This is a genomic window from Maribellus mangrovi, from assembly GCF_037646455.1.
Classification (GTDB): Bacteria; Bacteroidota; Bacteroidia; order Bacteroidales; family Prolixibacteraceae; genus Draconibacterium; species Draconibacterium mangrovi_A.
In genome coordinates, this window is sequence record NZ_JBBIXN010000002.1 from 326,940 (window position 1) to 349,083 (window position 22,144).

A 22,144-nucleotide genomic window follows, 5' to 3' on the forward strand; every position below is an offset into this window, starting at 1 on the left:
TATTAATCCTTTACCCCAATATGGACAAATTCCAGGCTTGTATTTGATCTTGACTCAATTGAGTTGTGCGATAACTGTGTTATCAGTATTGTTAAGCCATATGTCCATTAAAGCTCTTATTTACACATATTTAATATAAAATAAATCAAAAATTATTCAATCTTAATCTTTAAAGTAGAACTATGAAAAAATTATTACTGTTAGCTTTTATTACCATGTTTTTTTCGGCATGTGAAAAAGATTCTGTAGAACCTACTGGTGTGAACGACATTATTTTAAAAAGTGCAAGTGACAAACCTGAGAAAGTTAAAATCTGGCATTTAACCAGCGATGGGAATTATATCTTAATTGAAGTAGCCCAGTCTGCTGTGGATGCCCATTTGTCCCATGGAGACATTATGTATTGTGAACCGGATTATTATCAAGGATTTGAAGATGATGCAACTGGATGGATGGACGGTAATTCTGGCTGGTATGGTTCTGTTACAAGAGTTGAGGCAACCTCTTTGCTTCCTGCTTCGTTTGGCAGTTGGTATGCACTATTTGAAGACGGTGTAACTGAAGACGGTGGAGTAACAGGTCCATTTACCAGATTTGACGGATACCAAAGTATATTCCCTGACAACGGTTGGAGTGCTGAAATTGATATTTATTTAGATCCTGCTTGGGCAGTTGGTTCAGGTTTTGATTATTCAGTTGCAACATCTAGGATTAGTGGAGCACATCTAAGAGATTTTATTTTTCATGTAACTAAAGATGAATCTACAGGAAAATTATTGGTTGCAGGTTCAAACAATACCAATTTTGCTGTAAGACAAGACTTGGAAAATATTAATAATTATGAAATAACATCCGCAGGGTGGTATACATTCCAGCATAAATTTTATAATGCAGAAGGAACACTTGCAGTTGACTTAAACCTTTTAGATGCAAATGGTTCTATTCTCTTTACAGAAACAAGGAATAGTTCAGTAGATGTTATTCCAGATGAAGTAGGCGGAAATAGATACGGATGGTTTACCTTTATTAATGTTGATGGAGGAATAGCTGTTGATGAAACTGAGCTATATAGAGGCTGTGAGGGAAATACTGTTATGTAGATTTGAAGACACTGTTTCACAAAGTGTGTAACAAAAAAATACTGAGGGTTTAGCTTCTTATAGCTAGACCCTTTTTCATTATTCAAAATACTACTAAACTCCCAAGAGCAGCCTTTGATCAAAAGAGCAAAGGTTAAATCCCCCCTTAGACAAATACAATTTTATACACGAATAATCCCCTCAATTAGGGTGACATGTATGGAATTTTCGCATTATCTCCTTTAGATGAACATATACCCCTATCTCGAAAAGAAAGTGGCTAAAATTTCTATACGTCAACCCTTAAAAGAAGGTCCACATTTTTTGTGTGATCTTAATTGCAACATTGATTTGTAAGTTGAATAAAGAATCATTCTAAAAAGGGTGGTTCTTTTATATTTCATTTAAAGTCTGTAAATTTAATTACAACATTCTCACTTTGAATTGCATACGCAATAAAATCAATAATTATGAAAACACTAACTTTCAAGTTCACGATTTTGGTTATTGTCGTATTACAACTGATGTTTACTTATTCCTGCCAAGATAACCAAGAAGAAATCTTACCCGAGATTGTTCCTAAAATGATATTTTGTGATAATGCTGGAGTATGGCGAGTTGATGAAAAGGGAAATAAGAGATTAATAGACATAGAAAATTTTGAATACCGCCCTTTAAATGTAGGAGTTGAGGTTCAAAATGATACGATATATGTACATAACAATTACATAGTGTCTGTAATAGACTTGTCAGGAAATCATATAAGAGACATTTCTATTTCTCCAGAAGTTTCTTACCCTTTACAATTTTGCATCCTCCCAGATGGCAGATTTGCATTTTTAGACAACAAAAATGACAAGGTGAGTTTTACAACTGCCACTGGAGAGTTTATTCTTGATGTTCCCATGGAGAATCCAAGTCCTGAGAATCTGCAAAATGTGAATGGAGTTGTGGTTGATAGTTTTTTGATCGTTGCAAATACAGGGTATGGCACGGTTCTGAGTATAAATCTGAATTCCTACCAGAGTTCAATACATTTGTTACAAGCACTAGGAGATATTGATTTTTGCAACGGGATTTTTTATCATTGCGATGGAAGATTTATCTATAGAGCAAAGCCAGATGCTTATGAAAATGAATTGATCTGCACTTTTATGGGTTACAATGCAGTGGGATTAGCTGTTGATGAAAATGGAACTTATGCATACATAACTATGAACTTTGCAAATAAAATTTATAAAGTGGATTTGGTAAATGATAGTTACTTATTATTCATGGATGAATTAAATTATCCAACTGATATTGAATGGGTAAAGTAACAGTGAATTACAGTTTTATTGGTTGTTTAAATGAAGCCATTGTGCTGAATAAGCATCAATTGATTATTGGCGTTTGGGATTATTTTTACACCCCATCCACTATCCGTTTTGAATTTACGTGGTCCCATTAGAGAAATTCCTCCTGCCATTATTCCTACAACTGGTATTGCAAGTAAAAAGGCTGGGCCTATAGCTCCCCAAGCAGCAGCATACAAAGGAAAGTATGCAGCAGGAATTGAAACAAGTGTCAACATTCCACCAGCAACCTTTCTCCCTTCATCCTTGAATACCCTTCCTTTTATCCAACTAATGTCAGCAAGTAGGATCGTATCCATGCCATTAGAGTGCATCTTTTTATAATTGGCAGAATAATTATCGCTATAGGTTGTCCTAATTGAATTTATAACAATTGCATTCTGTAACAAGGAAGAGACAGATCCTTTTACTAATTTACCTCGAGAAGTATAGATGCGAATCTTTGTATTTGGCTTGAAAAAGAACTCCTTAGCATTAGAGTTAATAACTTTTTCAACTGTAAGTACTAAATTTTCGCCATAATTTGTTTGAGCATTACTATAAGAAGAAATCAGACACCAAAATATTATTGGGAAGACAATGTATCTCATAGATTTGGTTTTTAAGTTATTAAATGTAACAAAATAATACATAAGATGTGAGTTAAATTTTTACAGCAATTTGTTAGCAGATAATAGGAGGCAATCGAATTGAATAGACTTATTAGTTGTCCTTTAATAATATACTTTGACCTCTTCAAAACTACAATTACTTAAATCCCAATCCATACTCAAATCCCAATCCTTTATATTTGGGATATCGTTCATATGTAATGTGTTTAGATCTTCTTGCAAATAGGATCTGCTATCCCAATTGTTTCCAATAGCTGAATTGAAATGATAACCATCAAAATCAAGATCATATTGTCCATAATCCTCCCATTCAAAAAGTACAGTATCCTCATAGGTATAAAAAACGAAATGATAACTGATATAATACTCTTTCTCCTTATTTAGGGATAATCGACAGTTACTGAATTCTCTTAATCCAATACTATCAGGATTGATCTGCCAGGAAAAGACAGGGTAGTACCTTTGAATACCATTATCAATTGAGACTAGATCTGTTAGGGTTGCTTCACCATAAACCATAGTAAGCGTGTTGTAAGGATGTGTCTCGCATGCAGTATTAAAAAAAAGAAGTACTGACAATAAGAATATTGTAGCGTAACATGTTTTCATTTTTTCTTTACAATTTAGGAATAAATAATGTAATCTATTACAAGGCAGTGAGATATGGTGTTTTAATGTTTCATATTTAGGGTTGTTGATTGATCATCATCACAAATTAAAATGTTAATCATGAATACTAAACACATAATAATTCACCTGATTGGTGAGCAAATCAGAAATCAGGTACTCATTTCTTCGCTGGAAAATTTAGGACTGGATTGCACAACATACACGTTGAATGTTAATGAAATAATACTATCTCTCCTCGGATGGAAGAGCTATCAAACTTTTTAATTTTCCATTCTGAGGGTCTACATGCCACCGATATTCAGCACTTTCTCCTTTCATTGGTATAAAGTCCTATCCAGAAGTAAAAGTATTTTTCTCGCGTATACCTCAACCCTCAGAATAGATGTTAGCAGTTTGGTGGTGGATTGAATGAAGCTATTGGATTGTGAATTGATCAATAATAACACTCGTATGTGAATAATTCATTCTATTTAATTAATGATTTGAAGAGTTACATATTTTTTAGGAAGTGTTAAATACTGAATCCTTATATTTATGGACTAGCACCATAACCACATAGCCTTCAAATTATAAGACAAATTAGTCTTTATTGTACATATTTAATTGTATTTCAGTGTTTTAATTCGTATCTTAATAAGATGCTAGCACAAAAGTCATGAAATTAATATTAGTCATATATTTTGTTTTATTCGCATTAAATAATGTCTATTCAAAAGATTTACGAGTTCCGACTGAAAAATATCCAACTATCGTGGAGGATATTGACAGCAGTCTTGCTGCGCAACTTCGGCAGGCAATAGACAATCAGGTCGAACAACAAAACATAAAAGGCCTTTCTGCGGCAGTCTTATTGCCCAATGATTCGATTTGGTTGGGTGCAAGCGGCATATCCGATCCTGTTAATTATGACACTATTCGTTCGGATATGTTATTTAGAACCGGAAGTGTCGGCAAGACAATGACCGCTGCGGTGATACTGCAGTTGGTGGATGATGGAAAATTGCATCTTGATGACTCATTATATCAGTGGCTTCCTGCATTCCCCTACATTGACACCACCATTACCATAAAACAGTTGTTAAATCATACCAGTGGTGTTTACAACATGGGTGATGATCCTTCTTTTCAATCCAAAGTATCCGCTGATCTGGATAAATTATGGACGCAGGAAGAACGCTTATCAACTTTTGTACATGAGCCTTATTTCCCACCCGGAATGGGTTATCACTATTCAAATACTAATTATTGTCTTCTAAGTATGATTATCGAAGAAGCCACAGGATTATATTTTCCGCACGCGATGAATAAATACCTGGGAGATAATAACAGACTCAACCACACTTATTTCACTTGGTCAGACACCATACCAGGTGATTTTGCCCATCCGTGGTTTGATTTGGATGGTGATGGCATATTGGAAGATATACATGACATATTAAGGACTTCGGTTGCCAGTGTTTCCTTTGGAAACGGTGGTGTCATTTCAACCGCCGAAAATATGGCCCGCTGGATGAAGTATTTGATGCAGGGCAAAATACTGGAACCGGTAACTATGGAGCAAATGCTTACTTTCGGACCGGAAGATTATGGTTTGGGTGTATCCAGGTTTTCTATATTTAATACAGAATTCCGGGGACATTCAGGTTGGTCACCCGGTGTCAATACCGAAGTTTACTATTCCCCTGTAGATAGTATATGTATTGCAGTAATGGCCAATGATGATAATGCAAACAGCCGGATTATTTTTGATGCATTATGTGAAGTATTGTATCCCCGTTTAACATTTGATAATTCAAGGCTGGACTTAGGCGACTTTTCTCTAATTTTAACGAAATTTGATACAACCTTTTTTGTGTCTAATTCAGGAGCAAAAACAGATTCAGTATTTGCATATATTGAAAATAGCGGTACTACTAATTCAAGTGCAATGTCTGTTTCACCCTCTGAATTTGAACTGGCCCCCGAAGATTCCCAAGTGATTACTTTAGAGATTACACCTGGATTATTTGATCCCGGCCAATACACCGCATGGTTACGTTTGGAATCAAAATTCAGCCCAACTACTCCACTAATTTCAAAGGTTTTAAAATTCAATATCACCGGCACAACTGCTGATCCCTACTTTTACCTGGATGAAAACAGTATCACTATCAAATGTGAAAACTGCCAACCCGGAGATACCGGTACGGTTAATGGCATTACTTATGAAGCAGTGGACAGAAAGTTACTTGAAAAAAGACGAGATGAGGGCGCCGATTTAACGATTCTTTGTACCTCGCTTGTTCCTGATATGGATAGCCTTTTTTATGGCATGGAAGATTTCAATCAGGATATCAGTTCCTGGGATGTTAGTAGGGTATCGGATATGACCTCCATGTTCTTTGACGCCGATTCCTTTAACCAGGATATTGGATCATGGGATGTTCGTTGGGTACGGAATATGTCGTCCATGTTTTATGGTACCCGTTCCTTTAACCAGGATATCGGTGCCTGGGATGTTAGGAATGTAATTCTCATGCCAAATATGTTTTATCTAGCCACATCATTTAATCAGGATATTGGAGCGTGGGATGTAGGACTGGTGACTAATATGGAAGGGATGTTTGGATATGCAGTCAATTTCAATCAAGAAATAAATTCCTGGGACGTGAGCAATGTAAGAAATATGGCTTTTATGTTTGGAGCTACCTTTCTTGCACGCATGACGTTTAACCAACCTTTGGATTTATGGGATGTGAGTAAGGTGACTAATATGCATGAAATGTTTCGTAATGGGGCTTTTAATCAAAATATTAGCTCCTGGAATGTAGGAAATGTGACGGATATGGGTGGAATGTTTGAATCTGCAGGTGCTTTTAACCAGGATATTGGCGGCTGGAATGTTGGCAAGGTAACAAATATGTCACACATGTTTAAAGGTACATCGTTTAATCAGAAAATTGGAGAATGGGATGTAAGTAGTGTAACGAATATGAACAGTATGTTTTATCACAATAATGCTTTTAATCAAAATATTGGTTCCTGGGATGTTGGCAGAGTTGAAGATATGGGCGGGATATTTCATGCAAATACCTCATTTAATCAGGATATCGGTTCCTGGGACGTAAGTAACGTAAGGAATATGAGCGGGATGTTTTCTCAGGATGGTGGGATGACAATGATATTTAATCAGGATTTATCAAATTGGTGCGTCGAAAACATTCCATCTGAACCGGTGGGTTTTGCACCATCCCTACAACCTGCATATTACCCAAAATGGGGAACCTGTCCGCTGCAGGTTGGTATTGATGACTTGTTCACAGCTGAATCATTCTCAGTTTATCCCAATCCCACCCCAGGTATTGTATCCATCGAAGATCTTAATGAACCTGTGGACATAAAAATATATAGTACCAATGGTCAGTTGTTAAAATCATTTCACCTGGTAAGCAATACCATTGACATATCTGAATTCCCTGCAGGCTTTTATATCATGAATTTGACCTCCAAGAATAAATCATTTGCTGAAAAGATTATTAAAGAGTAAGCCCATTGAATAGAGTTTTTCACAAAGTGTGTAAGATAAAAATACTGAGGATTTAGCTATTTATTGCTGGACTTGAATGAAAGAAAATTAACAGACCGTGTTTAGATTACACTCCCAACAAAATCCATAACGTTTTTTTTATCTCGTTACGTCTGATATCCTTTCAATCATTATAAATATCAGTAGCCTCAAATTTCTTTTCCGAATTTATATCAGTAAAATTAAGGTCTTCTATACTTACATTTCCTTCAGGATTAAAAGCATCGCTTTCCATGTATTTCAACAAACTCGCCCGTAATTGACGCGCCACAGGACGTTCATCGAGATTATTCATTAAATCGATGGATGAAAATACCAGTTTACCCTCTCCTACTTTTGTTTCGAAAATATTGGTCAGGTGGTGGTTCGTTACAAAATTATCGATCACCCGAACAATTGGCTTTACATCCATTCCATCTACAATCAGCGATTTAGACTTGATACACAAATCCCACCACTGCCAGTCAGTATATGCATCGGTTGGGAAATCGTTAAAAGCAGCATGATTTTCATCCAGTAACAAGCCCATTGAACTTGGTTGATTCGGGAAATGTACAGGACTCCAGAACACTGGCACAAAACGTCCGGCAACTCCTTTCAGCTTATTATAATCAGGGTTTAGCAGTACTGTATTTCCTTTTTTTAATTCCTGCTTAGCCTGCTGAAAGGATGCGGTTACAACTACTTTATCAGAAGTTACTTTTGCCTCTTTTGGATACACCCAAATTGGCCAACTGTTTTTATAACTTGTACCATTTAATGATACATTGATCATTATTTTTTCAGCATTTTCAGCATTAACGCCAAACTCAATATTTCCTAAATTACCATTGTTGCCCAATTGTAAATCGATATTGCTTTCGATTCCCGAATCCACAGTTTCGCCGGCGTCGTTAACAATTGACCAGGCCAGCGTTTGTCCATTCATTTCCTTAAAGAAGTTGGCTACCTCTAATGAAGCCTTAAACGTTTCGCCATCTTCAAAAACTGCTTTTTCGAAACGAATAAGCGGAACCACTTCGGCATTAAACTGACGAAATTCTTCAGCACTGATTACACCTTTCGACTCCCAGAAAGCATTCAACAATCCAACCAGCGCAGTTCCCTGGCCCGGGAAATCCTGTAATTGCAACAACTGAAAACCATCGAATGCCGGCGTTTTCAAAGCGCGTTCAATTTCTTCTTTGTAAAGAATTACGGCCAGTTTTCCTGAAGCATAAGTTAATTTATCAGCCAGATCCAACAAACCGTTTTTTTCGAGTTCGTTCCGAACTGCCATAAAGTTGAGCGGCTTAAGAACACCGGTATATTTTTCAATTTCCGACATGTCGGGATACACAGAATATTGCCCGATTTCGTGCGAAATTAACGGAACCGGTACATGTTCGCTGGTGGCAGTATAATCTTCGTTAAAATTAGGATACTGCTCGTTAAAAATACCCTGTCCGCGAACCCAGCCTTTATCGGTTTTTTGGGTTACAAAAAAGTCATCCTCAGGTTGAGCAATCGTTCCTAACGGATACTGAAACGAATAGGTCGTTGTCATGTATAAATGACGATTATCTTTTGCGCGTAAAGCTGCTACTGTAGAATTCATCAAATCGGCATCGCCTTCCAGTTCATTACCCAACGCCATCATAATAAATGAAGGATGATTTCCATAATTGCTTAAAATCCTATCCGCTTCGTTTAATAAAAACTTGGTTGTTCTTTCATCTTCGCCAAAATGCAAACTCCAGTGTGGCAGTTCCACCTGGTAATAAAACCCCGCCTCATCGGCGGCTTCAAATGCAGCGTCAGGTGGGCACCACGAGTGAAAACGCAGATGATTTAATCCATATGCTTTGGCTTGTGCAATCAACTTTGCCCATTCCTCTTCTTTCATTGGCGGATGACCGGTCAAGGGAAAGATCACGCATTCCAGGTTACCACGTAAAAAGATTCGTTTACCATTTAAAGTAAGCATACCACCATCTTTTGCAATCTGGCTGTAACCAAATCTTACTGTGGTGGATTCATTTCCGGCAGTTACCTTAAAATCATATAAATTCGGATTGAATTCATCCCAGAGTTCCACTCCTTTAGGTTTTGGAAGTGTGATTTCTTCAGCGCCTTTTTCAATTACACCTTCGGCAACAACTTCACCAGCGGTTGTCAGAATTTGATAATTCAGATTTTCAACATTGCCTGTATTCTTAAAAATAGCTTTAATCGTACCTTCCGCAACGTTCGAATACACTTGCAAGTCCTTAATTTTTCCTGCTTCTGATGCGGTAAGTTTGATATCGCCGATTATACCGTTCCATTTAATTTGCGTATGATTGGTGTAGGCATGCGCCAAATCCTGATTTATCGGATCGGGATATTTGTCGCTTTGCACATTTATCAGCGGGTATATATTCGAGTTGTCGATGCAAACAGTTATCAGGTGCTTTCCCGGTGTTAACAACGAACTTAAATCGAAGAAATGTGGCGTTGTTAAACTCTCGTTTTTGCCAACCGACATTCCATCAACAAACACCTGCGATTGCCAGATCACACGCTCCAGTTCCAACTCGATGTTTTTCCCTTCCCAATTCGCCGGAATATCAACTTCTTTCTGGTACCAAGCTTTTCCAATGTATTGATGCTTTCGAGTAAGTCCCCACATTACACTGTTGTCCATTACCGGCTCTTGCGTATTTGCCTTTCCTAATCCGGCATCGTCTAAAGTACCTGGTAACTGAACCGACACATCGTCCAGCCTTTTATCGGCCCATCTTTCATCCATTTCAATGTTCATGGAATCGAGTTTCACAGACCATTCTCCGGCCAGGTTGATTTCCTTTACTGACGATTTTGAACACCCCGCAAAAACAATGGCTATAAATAATACTAAAACACTATATTTCAATCTCATAACATTTTCAATTAATTCTTACGAAACTTCAGCAGTAACCTGTTCCAATAAATTCTTTGAGCCCACATGCATCGAATTCAACTGCAATACTTCTTTCAGATTGTCAATTGCATCGCCATATGATCCGAGACCAACATGCGCTAATGCAATCAGGTATTTCGCATCAATGGTATTTCGTTTCTGGATATCATCTTCGAAAACCAGCAACAGTGGCAGCGAAGTTGCAAAATAGTCAATCTGCGCTTTCTCGTTCAACTTGGATTCTCCAAATTTCTTAATATCCTCCAATAAATTCTGAGCCTCAACTTTCTCACCCAATTCATTTAGCGACAGGGCTTTGTAGTACGACAATTCTGAATAAGTACTCACGGCCATATCAATAAAGTCGCCTTCTTCGTTTTTACTTTCAAGGAAATGTGCTTTGGCTTCTTCTGTCTTTCCGAACGCTTTCAGAGCCATGCCTTTCCAGTAATTAATGTGTGCAACTGCCTGAAGCGGATGGTATTTTTCACCCAGATTATCCGGTGTATTTACTGATTTATTAAAGTACTCCAAAGCCGATTCAGCATCTCCGTTTTGCAAGGCCAGTTGTCCAAGTTTTAAGCAGGCGTAGGTAAACTGACGCAGAACCTGGCCTTCACCACCTTCCCATGGATGGAAATCACGGTTTTCAAGGAGGTTTAATGCCTTGTTGTATTCACCGTTAAAATTGTACAGCGCAGCCAGTTCAACCGAAAAATCATCGCGGGTTGTAATCTGGTCTTTAATCGACAACAGATCTTCCAATCGTTGTTTCGGATCGTCGTTCAATTTTTTACGCAACTGGTCGAATTCGTAACGAATACGCATATCGTTCGGAGCCAGTTCAACAGCTTTAAGGAAAGCTTCTCTTGCTTTTTCGCCATCTTCAAAAGTATTCCAATAAGCGATTCCTAAATTACGATACAGCGTACCGTATTTACTGTTTGCATCGGCGGCTTTTTCCCATATGCTTATTGCATCTTTATGACGCTTCAGGTTGAAATAATAATTCCCTAATCCGAAAGCTGCAATTGTATTTTCCGAATCAACTTGCAATGCCCATTCCAACACCAGTTGTTCGTAAGTACGCGATGGGAAAACATAATCATACGACGCTGATTTTGTTTGTGAAAGAATCTCAGCAGCTTTTGTGTTATCACCGCTCAATTCGTATAACCAGGCCAAAACAAACTCGGTCATTACTGCCTTTGCCATCGGATTTGGCACAACACACTCAGGAACTTCGTTTTTATGATGCAACTCGATAATTTCAATTGCTTCCTGATAAAAACCGGCTTTGGCATAATCAAACGCAATGTCGATTATTGTTTGTGCATCGTTTCTTGATGACTCGATAAACTCATCGAAATTACCCGACAAGGTGGCCAATTCGAATTTTGCCCACTGATCGAGTGCATCTGTTTTGAACAGTTCTGCCAGCACGGTTTCTGCAGTTGCTTTTTCGCCCTGATTTTTCAGGATTATAGCTTTTAAGATGTATGCTTTATTGTTCTGACGGTTGGTATCCAACGATGCTTCCAAATGCTCTAAAGCTGTATCATAATCAGCCTTCAAACAATCGAGCGTTGCCAACTGATAGTAGGCAGATGATCGCCACTCGAAGTTCCAGGTCGACTTGTAAAATAATCCGTAAGCTTCGTCTTTTCGGCCCTGAAGAGAACAAGCTAAACCACAGAAATAATGTGCCTCTCCCGATGCCGGGTTTGGGTGATAAGTGGTCATGATATCAATAGCCGTTCTGAAGTTCTTTTCAGCTTCGGCAAACTTGCCATTTTTAAGCTCAACGCGACCTAAAGCAATGTATGATTTGTAGCTATTCGGATCTTTTTTTATGGCTTCCTGCCAATATGGTTCCGGGTAACGCGTAGGATGACGATACAACTCCAGGTGTTCGCCAATCAATTCCAACTCATTGGCACTTTCAATTTCATTGGGCTGTTTTGGCTCAAATGCCAGTTTACGGTTGCGTTCTTTTGGAACTTCTCGATGATGATAGGCGATTAATTCTTTTCCAGTTTCATCAACCACAATCAACGAAATTGAATTCTCCTGTCCCGCCTCAATCTGAATAGAAGTATCTTTCCATGGTTTTTCAGGTGATATCGTTTGATTTTCAAAAACTTTCTTCTCGTTACCGATAATTAGAATGAATTGAAGGTTTTCGAATTTACGGCTACCTGCAACACCTAAATCCAATTTATTTCCTTGCTGAATCTCGAACCGGATAGCCAAATCTTTATTGGCATTTTGTACCGGTCCCAGATTTTTGTAGCTCCACCAGAATTGCGAGAAAGTTTTTGTTTCGTAAGGAAGCAGGTAAGTAAAATCGGGCTGATTATCGGTATAAACGCCTGCCATCAACTCGAAATATGGTCCACCTTCATCGGTCAGTTCACGATCCCAGGCACGGCCAAAATCTTCACTTCCCCAAGTCCACTGTTTTTTACCCGGCGCAATATGACGATTAGCAACGTGAATAAATCCACCGTCTTCTTTAAAATCGTATCCTCCAAAGAAATCGTATTTCGTATCGCAAACCATATAGCTGGTTGGCACAGGAATATTATTGTAATTACGTAAATCGTTTCTACCCGGTCTTTCGTGGTAAGGAATGCCGTAATAATCGTTCTCAGCAAAAGGGAAACTACTTTGTGCACGCACTGCGTGGTCAGCCACATAATGCACATCGGGCGGGAAAAAGCTTTGGTAATCTTTATGCACCTCAACAGCCACGTTTGCCCACCACAAGAACGTTTGTGTCAGCGGCGTGCGGTTAAACAAGCGTCCCCGCAATTCAACCAAAGCACTGTTAGGGCGAATGCGAATTCCGTGCATTCCTTTCAGACGGTACATCGGGTCGTACTCCGACATCCAGATCGTTCTGGCACCGTCAGCTTCTTCTTCAATGTAAACATCGCTGGGCAAATACGTTCCCGGACGGTGGTGCTGTGGCCAGTTAAACTCCACACCTCCACTAATCCAGGGGCCGGCTAAACCAACAAGCGCCGGTTTAATCACCTTCTGCTGGTAGAAAAAGTTGTAATTATTATTGGCTTTATCTTGCGCTTCAAATATTCTTCCACCGATTTCGGGCAACATTACCAGTTTCACAAACTCGTTTTCAAGTGTTGCTGCCTGGTAATTCCGATCTACTTTATGATCGTAAACCTTATCGATAAACGGAACCGGATAAACTTTACCCGATGATCCCTGGTAAACTCTTTTTTCAAAGAATACGGGGTTAATTTCTGATTTTCCCAATTCGTAAGTGGGAAGTACCAGGTTGTCTATGTGCGCTTTTACTTGTTTCATCATCTATTACTTTCTCTGTTAATGCAATCTCAATTCTCATTAGTTCAAAATCTCCACTTCAATTTCTTCCAGTGATTTACCTTTTGTTTCCGGTAATCGTTTGTATATGAACAACAGTCCTGCAGCACAGATTATTCCGTATAACCAGAAAGTACCTGAGGCGCCAAAGGCTGAATTTAACAATGGAAATGTGTAGGTCAACAGGAAACTAGCAATCCACAACGATGCTGTTGCGAACGACATGGCCGCACCGCGAATACGATTTGGAAAGATCTCGGAAAGTACAACCCAGGTAACCGGCGCCAACGACATGGCATAACAGGCAATTCCTAAAACAACAAGAAGTAACAGAGGCCACCCGGTAACCTGAAAATAATATCCGGCTCCCATTAAAGCGTAAATACCGGCCAATCCGGCTGAACCTAGAATCATCAGCACCCGGCGGCCTAGTTTGTCAACCGTATAAATGGCCACAAATGTGAAAACAAGGTTTACACTTCCGGTAACCACAATATTGAAAAGGGTGTCGGAAACACCATAACCGGCTGCAGCAAATACTTCCTGCGCATAATTGAAGATAACGTTGATACCGCACCACTGCTGAAAAGCTGCAATAACAATACCTATCAATAATATCTTGCGCATTCCGGGAGAATTCAGGAATTTAAAATTCACTCGGCCTTTATCGTGCACCAGGTTTTCGTGAATGCTTTTATATTCTTTTTTGGCGTACTCTTCTCCGCCAATCTTACCAAGAATACTCAATACTTTATTTTCGTTGCCATTTTTAGCCAGCCATCTCGGGCTTTCAGGAACGATAAACATGAGCAGGAAAAATGCTCCAGCCGGTAAAGTCTCGGCCCAGAACATCCAGCGCCATGCCATTTGTCCGTTCCAAGATGCCAGAATATCGGCAGCTGTAGCACCTTCCGGAACAGGTTGAGCAATTTGCCAGTTGGCAATTTGTGCTCCCAAAATCCCGATCACAATGGTTAGCTGATTCAGTGAAACAAATTTTCCACGCATTGATGCAGGCGAGACTTCTGCAATATACATGGGCGATAAATTAGATGCCAGCCCAATACCAACACCACCCAAAATGCGGTAAATAATAAATGGAGTAAAATTGTTTGATGCTCCCGTACCTATTGCGGAGAGCGTAAAAAGGAAAGCTGAAAATATGAGTAGTTTTTTCCGTCCTAATCGGTCGCTAAAAGCTCCTGAAGTTAAGGCCCCCAATAGACATCCAAGAAGTGCAGAACTCATAGCCCACCCCTGCAAAAAAGGACTTTGACTGATGTGGAAGAACTGCTCGTAAAACGGTTTTGCTCCACCTATTACGACCCAATCGTATCCAAACAGCAGACCTCCCATTGCCGAAACCATTGAGATCGTGAATATGTACCTTGTGTTTAATTTTTGCATTGTTAAGTTGACTTGTTGATTTATGTTTTTCTATTTTTCTATCACTAAAGTTGCAACCGATCGTTTAGGAATTACAAGCTCTTCCAATTGAACGGTGCTTTTTTCAAGATCTCTTGTTTCGTCAGTGATATAAAGAGCTGCTTTATCTCTAGCTTGCACCCTCCCGGCTAAACTTACCGGTTTATCTTCGTCTTTATAGTTCATAAAAACAAATACCAGTTTCCCTGAAGACAGGTCCTTAAAAGCTGCTACCTGCAAATCTGTTGCCTGCTCCACCAGCGATAAACTGTTCTCAATTTTTGCATCAATCCGTACCATATCAGGACGCACAAACCTTGAATAGTTACCCATTGCCCACAGCAATTTGGTCTCTGTAATTTCGCCATCGAAACGCAAATCGTAATTCAACTGTCCTGTAGCGTTATTAACTCCAGGGCCTTTCCCGTCGTCTAGGTGAACAAGGCCATCTTTGTAATTAAACTGCGAGAGTGCTGTCCACCAATCCCACGAACGTGCATTTGCAATTGTAAGATCGGAATGAATAACACGAGCCACATACAAGGCTGTCGGCATTCCGGTGTCGCGTCCCCAACCACCGGTGGTTTCGTCATTCTTTTCCAGAATACAAAACTCGGTTTGCCAGTAATCCAATTCAGGATTTATCTCGGTTAAACGCTCTGCCAGTTTTTGGCGGTATTCGATTTGTGCTTTTATAGGCCAGGTGGTAAAATACGAGTGCGAGGTAATGGCATATTCCAGGTTTTTCAGATCGCCAAGATACATCTCCGATTTCGGATTGAAGAAAACATTGATCTGGTCGCCATTTGAGTTATTTCCTTTCTTTTTGTACAGGTATTCCACATCTCCGGCTTCACCAAAAAGCAATTTGGTAATTGAACCACGCGAGGCTAGTTCATCCGATAAAATACGTGTGAATTTGTAAAGCTCTTTATTTGTTGCCGGCGTACCTTCCTGATTGCTTGCATCCCATGCCCATTGCGGTTCGTTAAACGGACTCAGGTAGGCAAAATGGATATTTTCATTCTTTTCAAAATGCTCCACTACATCTACAAGAAATTTCGAATAAGCTTCGTATTTGTCTTCTTTCAGGTTAAAACCCAGATCGCCTTTTGTTGCATGCGCCAGTCCGTTTTTAGTGTAAAACACGGGCGGCGAAATAGTGTATGCAGTAAACTCAGGAACACCCCGGTCTTTGGCTGCCTGTAAAAACCAACGCTGGCCTTTATATTTCGTCCAGTCGTAATTTCCATCGGCATCCAGAAAACACTCCGAACGTCGCCACACATTTACAATGTCGGAAGCATCGCCCTGCTCCATAGAACCGGCTCCAATATAAAATCGCCAGTTTGATAGCCCAATTCCTATTGGATTTCCGCTTTCATCTGTGTCCATACAAAAAAGCAAATCGGCAATTTTCTCACGTTTTTCTACCGGCCAGTTTTCGCCAACAAATTGACATCGCCAGGAATCAGAAGCTCCAAAATTTTGGATGCTTTGGTAGGTTTTATCCGGGTTTACCTGAACTGTTACCTTGTTGTTTTGCGCCAACAACTGAAACGAAAGCAAAACTGACAATATGATTAGAATAGATTTCATTTTTTCTTACACCTTTAAAATATGATGACTTTTACAGTTTCCCGCTTACCGGGGGCAATTCCGGAAACGAAGTAAATACCTTTGTTATATTCAGCTGCAGGAATGCTAATCCTTTGCTGTTGTTTCTCAACCGGCATAGTTAGCTGCAACTGACCGGAAATATTGTACAAGCTAATTTGTTTGTAGGAATGCCCCAATGGCAAATCAATTATAATTTGCTGTGACTGTCCATTGTAATATGCTTTAAAATCCTGTTCTTTCAAGTCCTGATCAATTGATGTTTCCACCTCCAAATCGGCCGTGTAAGTTACAACTGAATGAGCCGGAATGATAAGATTTCCATCCGAGAGATCAATGTCTTGTTTTTCAAGATTTGTAAACTCGTCGGTTAAAAAGAGTGCCTGATTTTTTATTGTTTTTCCATTGGCATTTTCAAGTGATAAGTTTACTGCCCTGGCATCTGCCGTGAAATTTACTGCAACCAATACCAGCGAATTCTCTTTCGTATTTGTATAAGCTGAAAAAACAATATTATCGTAGGTTTCGCTTGTGGTCAGATTATCTGAGCGAGTTAGCTCAACTCTTGTCATTTCAGGGCGAATGAAATGTGAGAAATTTCCGAACGTATAAAACAGTTTCGTTAAATGGTAGACACCATCGCTGTTATCATTTTTGGTCAGTGCTTCAACCAAACAAAAACGCGATTCGCCATTATGTTTTCCCATCTCAAAGGTTGTCCACCACTGCCAGGCCGAGACATTGGCAATGTTCAAATCAGCCATGATCGTTCTGGAAAGCGAAAGTGCACACTGCATCTCTGTTAATTTCACATTCGAAGGATAACCAAAACGGTAACCATCAGCCAACAACGAATATTCGGTTTGCCACAATTGCGGTTTCGGATTTAACACCTGCGCCATTTGAACCATTTCCTCGCGTGTATCAACCAACGCAGATCCATAATCGGTAAAATAGCTGTGATAAGAAACGATATCAGAAAAAGATGATTTGTCAAGCAATGAAAGTCCGGAATTGGCGTTCCAGAATTTATACAACTGGTTATCGGCATGGCCTGTTCCTCCGATCATACTGTTAATCGATCCGGCTTCAGTGATAAAAAGTTTGCTGAATATATTTCGAGACGAAAATTCATCGTCAATTGCTGAAACCACATCAAAAATCTCCTGGTTGGTCCACGGTGTGCCTTCCTGTGTTACAGTGCCTCCGCTTGTAGAAGGAGCCCACCCCCACTGCGGTTCGTTAAGCGGACTAATATAATCGAAATGAATTCCTTTATTGTCAAAATGCTCGCTGATATCGGCTAAAAAACGTGCATAATCATCAAAATATTCAGGCTTCAGAATTGTTGCCATTTCGGTTCCGTATTCGCGAAATCCAAGATTATTTTCGGTATAAGCTACCGGCGGGCTGTTTTGCCACCCGATTAAATGATGAATATTGTATTGATTGGCTTTTTGCAGGAACCACTGTTGTCCTTCCTGCTTTTCCCAATTGTAAGTGCGACCGTCGGCATTCAAAAATCCTTCTGTTCTGCGCGATTCTTCGCTAATTCGGCTGGCGGCTCCTTGTTCTGCTGTTCCGGCACCAATATTAAAACGCCAAGCAGAAAGTCCAATTCCCAACGGATTTCCGTTGGCATCTTTTTCCGTACTAAATAACAATTCGGCCAGCTTTTCCTTTTTCTCTTCCGGCCAGTATTTGCCGATACGTTCCGTATTCCAGGCATCCGACGAACCAAAATTCTGAATGGTCTGTTTTTTAGCTGAAAGATCGATATTCAGATCAATTGTATCACCCGCTGTCTCCCAGTTTGTAGTTTTGTTTTCGGGTGCAGGAATTTCAGTCTCGTTATAAACCGCCTGAATTTGATTTGTTGAAAGCGCCTGATCAAAAACTTTAATTTCATCTAAACGTGCTGAAATATAATAATTGTCAGAGCGATGTGGATTACCCCCTAAATACAATGAATCACCCTGAATTAATGCGGGAGAAATATTGAGATATCCGCTTGAGATCTCAGATCCATCCAGATAAATCTTTGCCAGTTTATCCTCAAAAGTAATTGCAATATGCAACCACTTATTCTTTTGAAGAACACTGGTTTCAATGGTTTCGTACAAGCTGTATTCTTTGCTGTCGCTAATTAAAGCGCAACCGTAACCTCCCCATCCAATCTGAGGTGTAAAAAACAAATTTGAATTTGTTTCCTGATTGTGAATTTCAAAAAGCTGATGCCATGAACCGGCATTGACATTTTCCCAAAAGAAAAAGAAAGAAATCGTGAAGGTATCTGTATCAAGTAAGTTCTTATTAAATGCTGCATAACTTTTATCGTCTGCGGAGAATTGTAAAACAGAACCTCTTTCGCTATCGGAAAACATTGACGCATTGTTATAAAGGAACAACTCCGAGTTTCCTGTTTCGTCAACTGCGGCGCCACCGTTAAATGTATAGTTTGCAATCGGTTGAATATTGCTTTGTGTAAAAGCAATACTATTTACACAAAGTAATATAAATCCCAAAAACAGCTTAAAAAAGTTCATAACGATCGCTTGAAAAAACTACAGCTCTAAATTATTAGAACCCAATGAGAAGAAAAAGAAGATGTTCGGATGAACATCTTCTTTCCTCTAACCAAACTAAACTATCTAATTGAAACTTTCTCGGTGTCTACGTATCCGTTTTCAGTTAACACTTTTACAATATAAACACCTTGTTTCACTGGTATCGAAATTGTAGTACTGAGGGTTTCACCTTGTTCAACCTGAGCTCCAAGAATATTATATACGGAATATTTCACAATATTATTTATAGAACGAATATTTAGTTTTTGACCACTTTGCCAATAAACTATTTCATTCTCCGATTCCTGAATATCTACATTAGTAACCATTGCTTTTGGTGCATTTGGTATTACAATCTCGTAATAAGGAATAATTGATTGCAGTTTCAGTTCGAAATTATCAAAAGTTCCCCAGTTGTTTGCTGGAATCGTATTTTCTGTTCCGGCACCTTTAATACCAAAGGTTAGTGTTCCTCCGCTAACAGCTGCCGCCAGGCTACGTTTGGTGTTGCTCCACTCTTCAAATGCAAGTGGCTTTTCCACTAATTCTCCGCCATCAATATACAAGAAAATTGTACTGTCGTTACTCACTACTGACATTACCGAAACCTGGTAGCTTCCATCCAATAAACCGTTTACTGTTTGTCCGCAAATGAAAGTGTAATCTGCTCCTTGCCAGATAGTCATGTTCTTCGAACCATCAACACCTTTATCTTCGGTATAAGGCAGCCAATCGGTATCCGATTCATGATCCCATCCCAAAAACTCTTCCTCAAAACCAGGATTAATCAGATCAACCTCAGGCAAACGAACCACCTCGAAATTATCGAAAGTTCCCCAATTGTTTGCAGGGATTGTATTTTCGGCTCCGGCACCTTTTATACCAAAAGTAAGACTGCCGTTTGTAACGCTAACTACTAATTTCCGTTTTGTATTTGTCCATTCTTCAAAGGCCAGTGGTTCTTCAACCATTTCACCACCATCGGCATATAAGAAAATAGTACTGTCGTTACTCACTACACTCATTACCGAAACCTGGTACTTGCCATTCGGCAGATTCTGCAAAGTTTGACCATTAATAAAAGTATAGTTGGCACTTTGCCAGATGGTCATATTTTTCGACCCGTCAACACCTTTATCCTCAATATAAGGCAACCAATCTGTATCAGATGTTGAGGTCCAGCCTTCAAACTCATTTTCAAATCCCGGATTTACAACACTGATGTTAGACAGCCATTTTAATTCGAAATTATCAAAGGTTCCCCAGTTATTGGCCGGAATTCCGTTATTGGCTCCCACTCCTTTTATTCCAAATTCCAGCACGCCGTTTGTAACCTCAATTTTCAGCATACGTTTTGTATTTGTCCATTCCTCAAAGGCCAGTGGTTTAATTTCTTCAGTATCACCACTTCTTGCAAAAAGTGCAATGGTGCTATCGTTACTTACAACCGACATAACACTTAGCTCATAGGTTCCGTTCGGCAGGTCTGAAATAGATTGATACGTAATAAAAGTATAATCGGCCCCTTGCCAGATGGTCATATTCTTCGAGCCGTCAACTCCTTTATCTTCGGTATAAGGCAGCCAATCAGTATCAGAAGTTGAGTTCCATTTTTCAAATTCATTTTCAAAATCCGCATTAATTAGCTCAACACTGGTATCACCGGCTTCCAAAGCTTTCTGGAATGCTACTATTGCAGCTTGCATAGCTACGATACCTTCATCCAGTTGTTGTGCTGTTACCCCTTCGGTATTTATTAATGTCAACGCATCTTCAATGGCGTTATTCAACTCCTGTTTAGCTTCTTCAAATTCTTGTGTATTGGCAATTAAATCATTTGCCGTAAATATTTCGGCTATCAGTTGTTGAACTTTGTCCATTACATTTATTGCATTATTATAATCATCAGCGTTGCTTGTCGGTTCAGCCAACACAGCTTTCGACGATTCTACTGAAAGGAGTACGCCTGAATTGTATCTTGGATCATCAAGATCAACCAAAGTAGCAGCATAATCTTCAGCCTGCATAATCGCTTCCACTAAATTCTGTGCTACCGAAAGGTTATTACTTAAACTGTCGATGGAAGCATAATCAGGATTATCTGATGCAAGAAACTCTTCAAGGTTATCAATCAAAGCATTAAATGATTCCTTAATATCGTCGTCAACCGCTGAAGAATCGATGAACGCTTTTGCATTCTCGACCTCATCAGATAAACTTAGATAATTATTGAAAGCCGCCGTTGCCGCATCAATAGTTGGCTGGTAATTAAGCATCTCACCATCGGTTCCAAAAACCCTTACTTCCCGGGCTTTTTCCAAAGCGTAGAAAAAGTCAGCAAGAACTACTTCTGATATGTCTGAATTAGCCTCATATAATTCCATACCTCTTTCAATGGAAGATTCAAACAGGGCAATTGGATTGAACTCGACGAGTTTAAAAACACAATTTACAGCATTCTCCTGCGTAATATCAGCTGTTTTCAGACGAAAGGCAGCAATGCCACTTGCGTCAAAATTCAGGGCATTGGGACCGGGAGAATAATTCATTCCACTTAAATCGGCCGGTTTATCAATAGTTTCAAATGCATACCAATCATCAAAAATATTAGTGAATCGAAACGCCAGTTCCTTATCATGTGTCTCGTTCCCTTCTCGTCCATGATCTGCATCCTGAGGTTCAAGATAGGCCAGGTTACTCCATGATTTCAAAAAATGCTTATCACTTAAACTCTCATCCAGGTTACGAACATTGATATAGCCCGGATTTTGCTCCTGCTCATCAAACACCCAAAGCTGTGATCCTGAGCCATCGAAATAATCTGAATATCCTAACTGATCCGACCACGATGCTACCTCGGGATGGAAACTTAATACTTTTTCATTTCCTGCTCCATCGTAGATAAGCAGGTAATATTTCGTCCCGTCTGTTTTTGGCATAAAATGCTCCTGGGCGTGAACTACCGCCAGAGAACTCCAACAGATTAATAATGCAACTAAATATTTTATTTTTTTCATTTTTCCT

Annotated in this window: 11 protein-coding genes; 3 read left to right on the top strand and 8 right to left on the bottom strand. The window is 39.4% G+C overall.

The features are described from left to right. Window positions 1-182: 182 nt before the first annotated feature. Window positions 183-1,100: a hypothetical protein gene (locus WFY05_RS09370; protein WP_340112558.1), complete on the top strand. Its 918-nt coding sequence runs from the start codon at window positions 183-185 to the stop codon at window positions 1,098-1,100. 449 nt (window positions 1,101-1,549) lie between these two features. Continuing rightward, on the top strand, window positions 1,550-2,398 hold the full coding sequence (locus WFY05_RS09375) for a YncE family protein (RefSeq protein WP_340112559.1): 849 nt from the start codon (window positions 1,550-1,552) through the stop codon (window positions 2,396-2,398). A 26-nt stretch (window positions 2,399-2,424) separates the two neighbouring features. Here WFY05_RS09375 and WFY05_RS09380 read toward each other — a convergent pair whose 3' ends face one another. Both WFY05_RS09380 and WFY05_RS09385 read right to left on the bottom strand, forming a co-directional pair. Further along, window positions 2,425-3,024, bottom strand: a complete 600-nt coding sequence (locus tag WFY05_RS09380; RefSeq protein WP_340112560.1) for a hypothetical protein — start codon at window positions 3,022-3,024, stop codon at window positions 2,425-2,427. Window positions 3,025-3,147: 123 nt separating this feature from the next. Continuing rightward, complete coding sequence (locus WFY05_RS09385) at window positions 3,148-3,654, bottom strand: hypothetical protein (RefSeq protein ID WP_340112561.1); 507 nt, start codon at window positions 3,652-3,654, stop codon at window positions 3,148-3,150. 676 nt (window positions 3,655-4,330) lie between these two features. On the opposite strand from WFY05_RS09385, the gene WFY05_RS09390 reads away from it, so the two are divergent. Next, the gene (locus WFY05_RS09390; protein ID WP_340112562.1) at window positions 4,331-7,201 is read left to right on the top strand and encodes a BspA family leucine-rich repeat surface protein; all 2,871 of its coding nucleotides are present in this window, start codon (window positions 4,331-4,333) and stop codon (window positions 7,199-7,201) included. A 163-nt stretch (window positions 7,202-7,364) separates the two neighbouring features. Here the strand turns inward: WFY05_RS09390 and WFY05_RS09395 are convergent, their stop codons facing one another. The 6 genes from WFY05_RS09395 to WFY05_RS09420 all read right to left on the bottom strand — a co-directional run bounded on the left by WFY05_RS09395 (window position 7,365) and on the right by WFY05_RS09420 (window position 22,137). Beyond that, window positions 7,365-10,139, bottom strand: coding sequence for a DUF8487 domain-containing protein (locus WFY05_RS09395; protein WP_340112563.1), 2,775 nt, complete (start codon window positions 10,137-10,139; stop codon window positions 7,365-7,367). 18 nt (window positions 10,140-10,157) lie between these two features. Further along, a complete protein-coding gene (locus tag WFY05_RS09400) occupies window positions 10,158-13,493 on the bottom strand; it encodes a DUF5107 domain-containing protein (RefSeq protein ID WP_340112564.1) in 3,336 nt (1,111 codons plus the stop codon). A 39-nt stretch (window positions 13,494-13,532) separates the two neighbouring features. Beyond that, window positions 13,533-14,918, bottom strand: a complete 1,386-nt coding sequence (locus WFY05_RS09405; protein ID WP_340112565.1) for a sugar porter family MFS transporter — start codon at window positions 14,916-14,918, stop codon at window positions 13,533-13,535. A 30-nt stretch (window positions 14,919-14,948) separates the two neighbouring features. Continuing rightward, on the bottom strand, window positions 14,949-16,535 hold the full coding sequence (locus WFY05_RS09410) for a glycoside hydrolase (protein ID WP_340112566.1): 1,587 nt from the start codon (window positions 16,533-16,535) through the stop codon (window positions 14,949-14,951). Window positions 16,536-16,549: 14 nt separating this feature from the next. Beyond that, the gene (locus WFY05_RS09415) at window positions 16,550-19,099 is read right to left on the bottom strand and encodes a glycoside hydrolase (protein WP_340112567.1); all 2,550 of its coding nucleotides are present in this window, start codon (window positions 19,097-19,099) and stop codon (window positions 16,550-16,552) included. A 101-nt stretch (window positions 19,100-19,200) separates the two neighbouring features. Beyond that, the gene (locus tag WFY05_RS09420) at window positions 19,201-22,137 is read right to left on the bottom strand and encodes a T9SS type A sorting domain-containing protein (protein WP_340112568.1); all 2,937 of its coding nucleotides are present in this window, start codon (window positions 22,135-22,137) and stop codon (window positions 19,201-19,203) included. Between the last annotated feature and the right edge of the window lie 7 nt (window positions 22,138-22,144).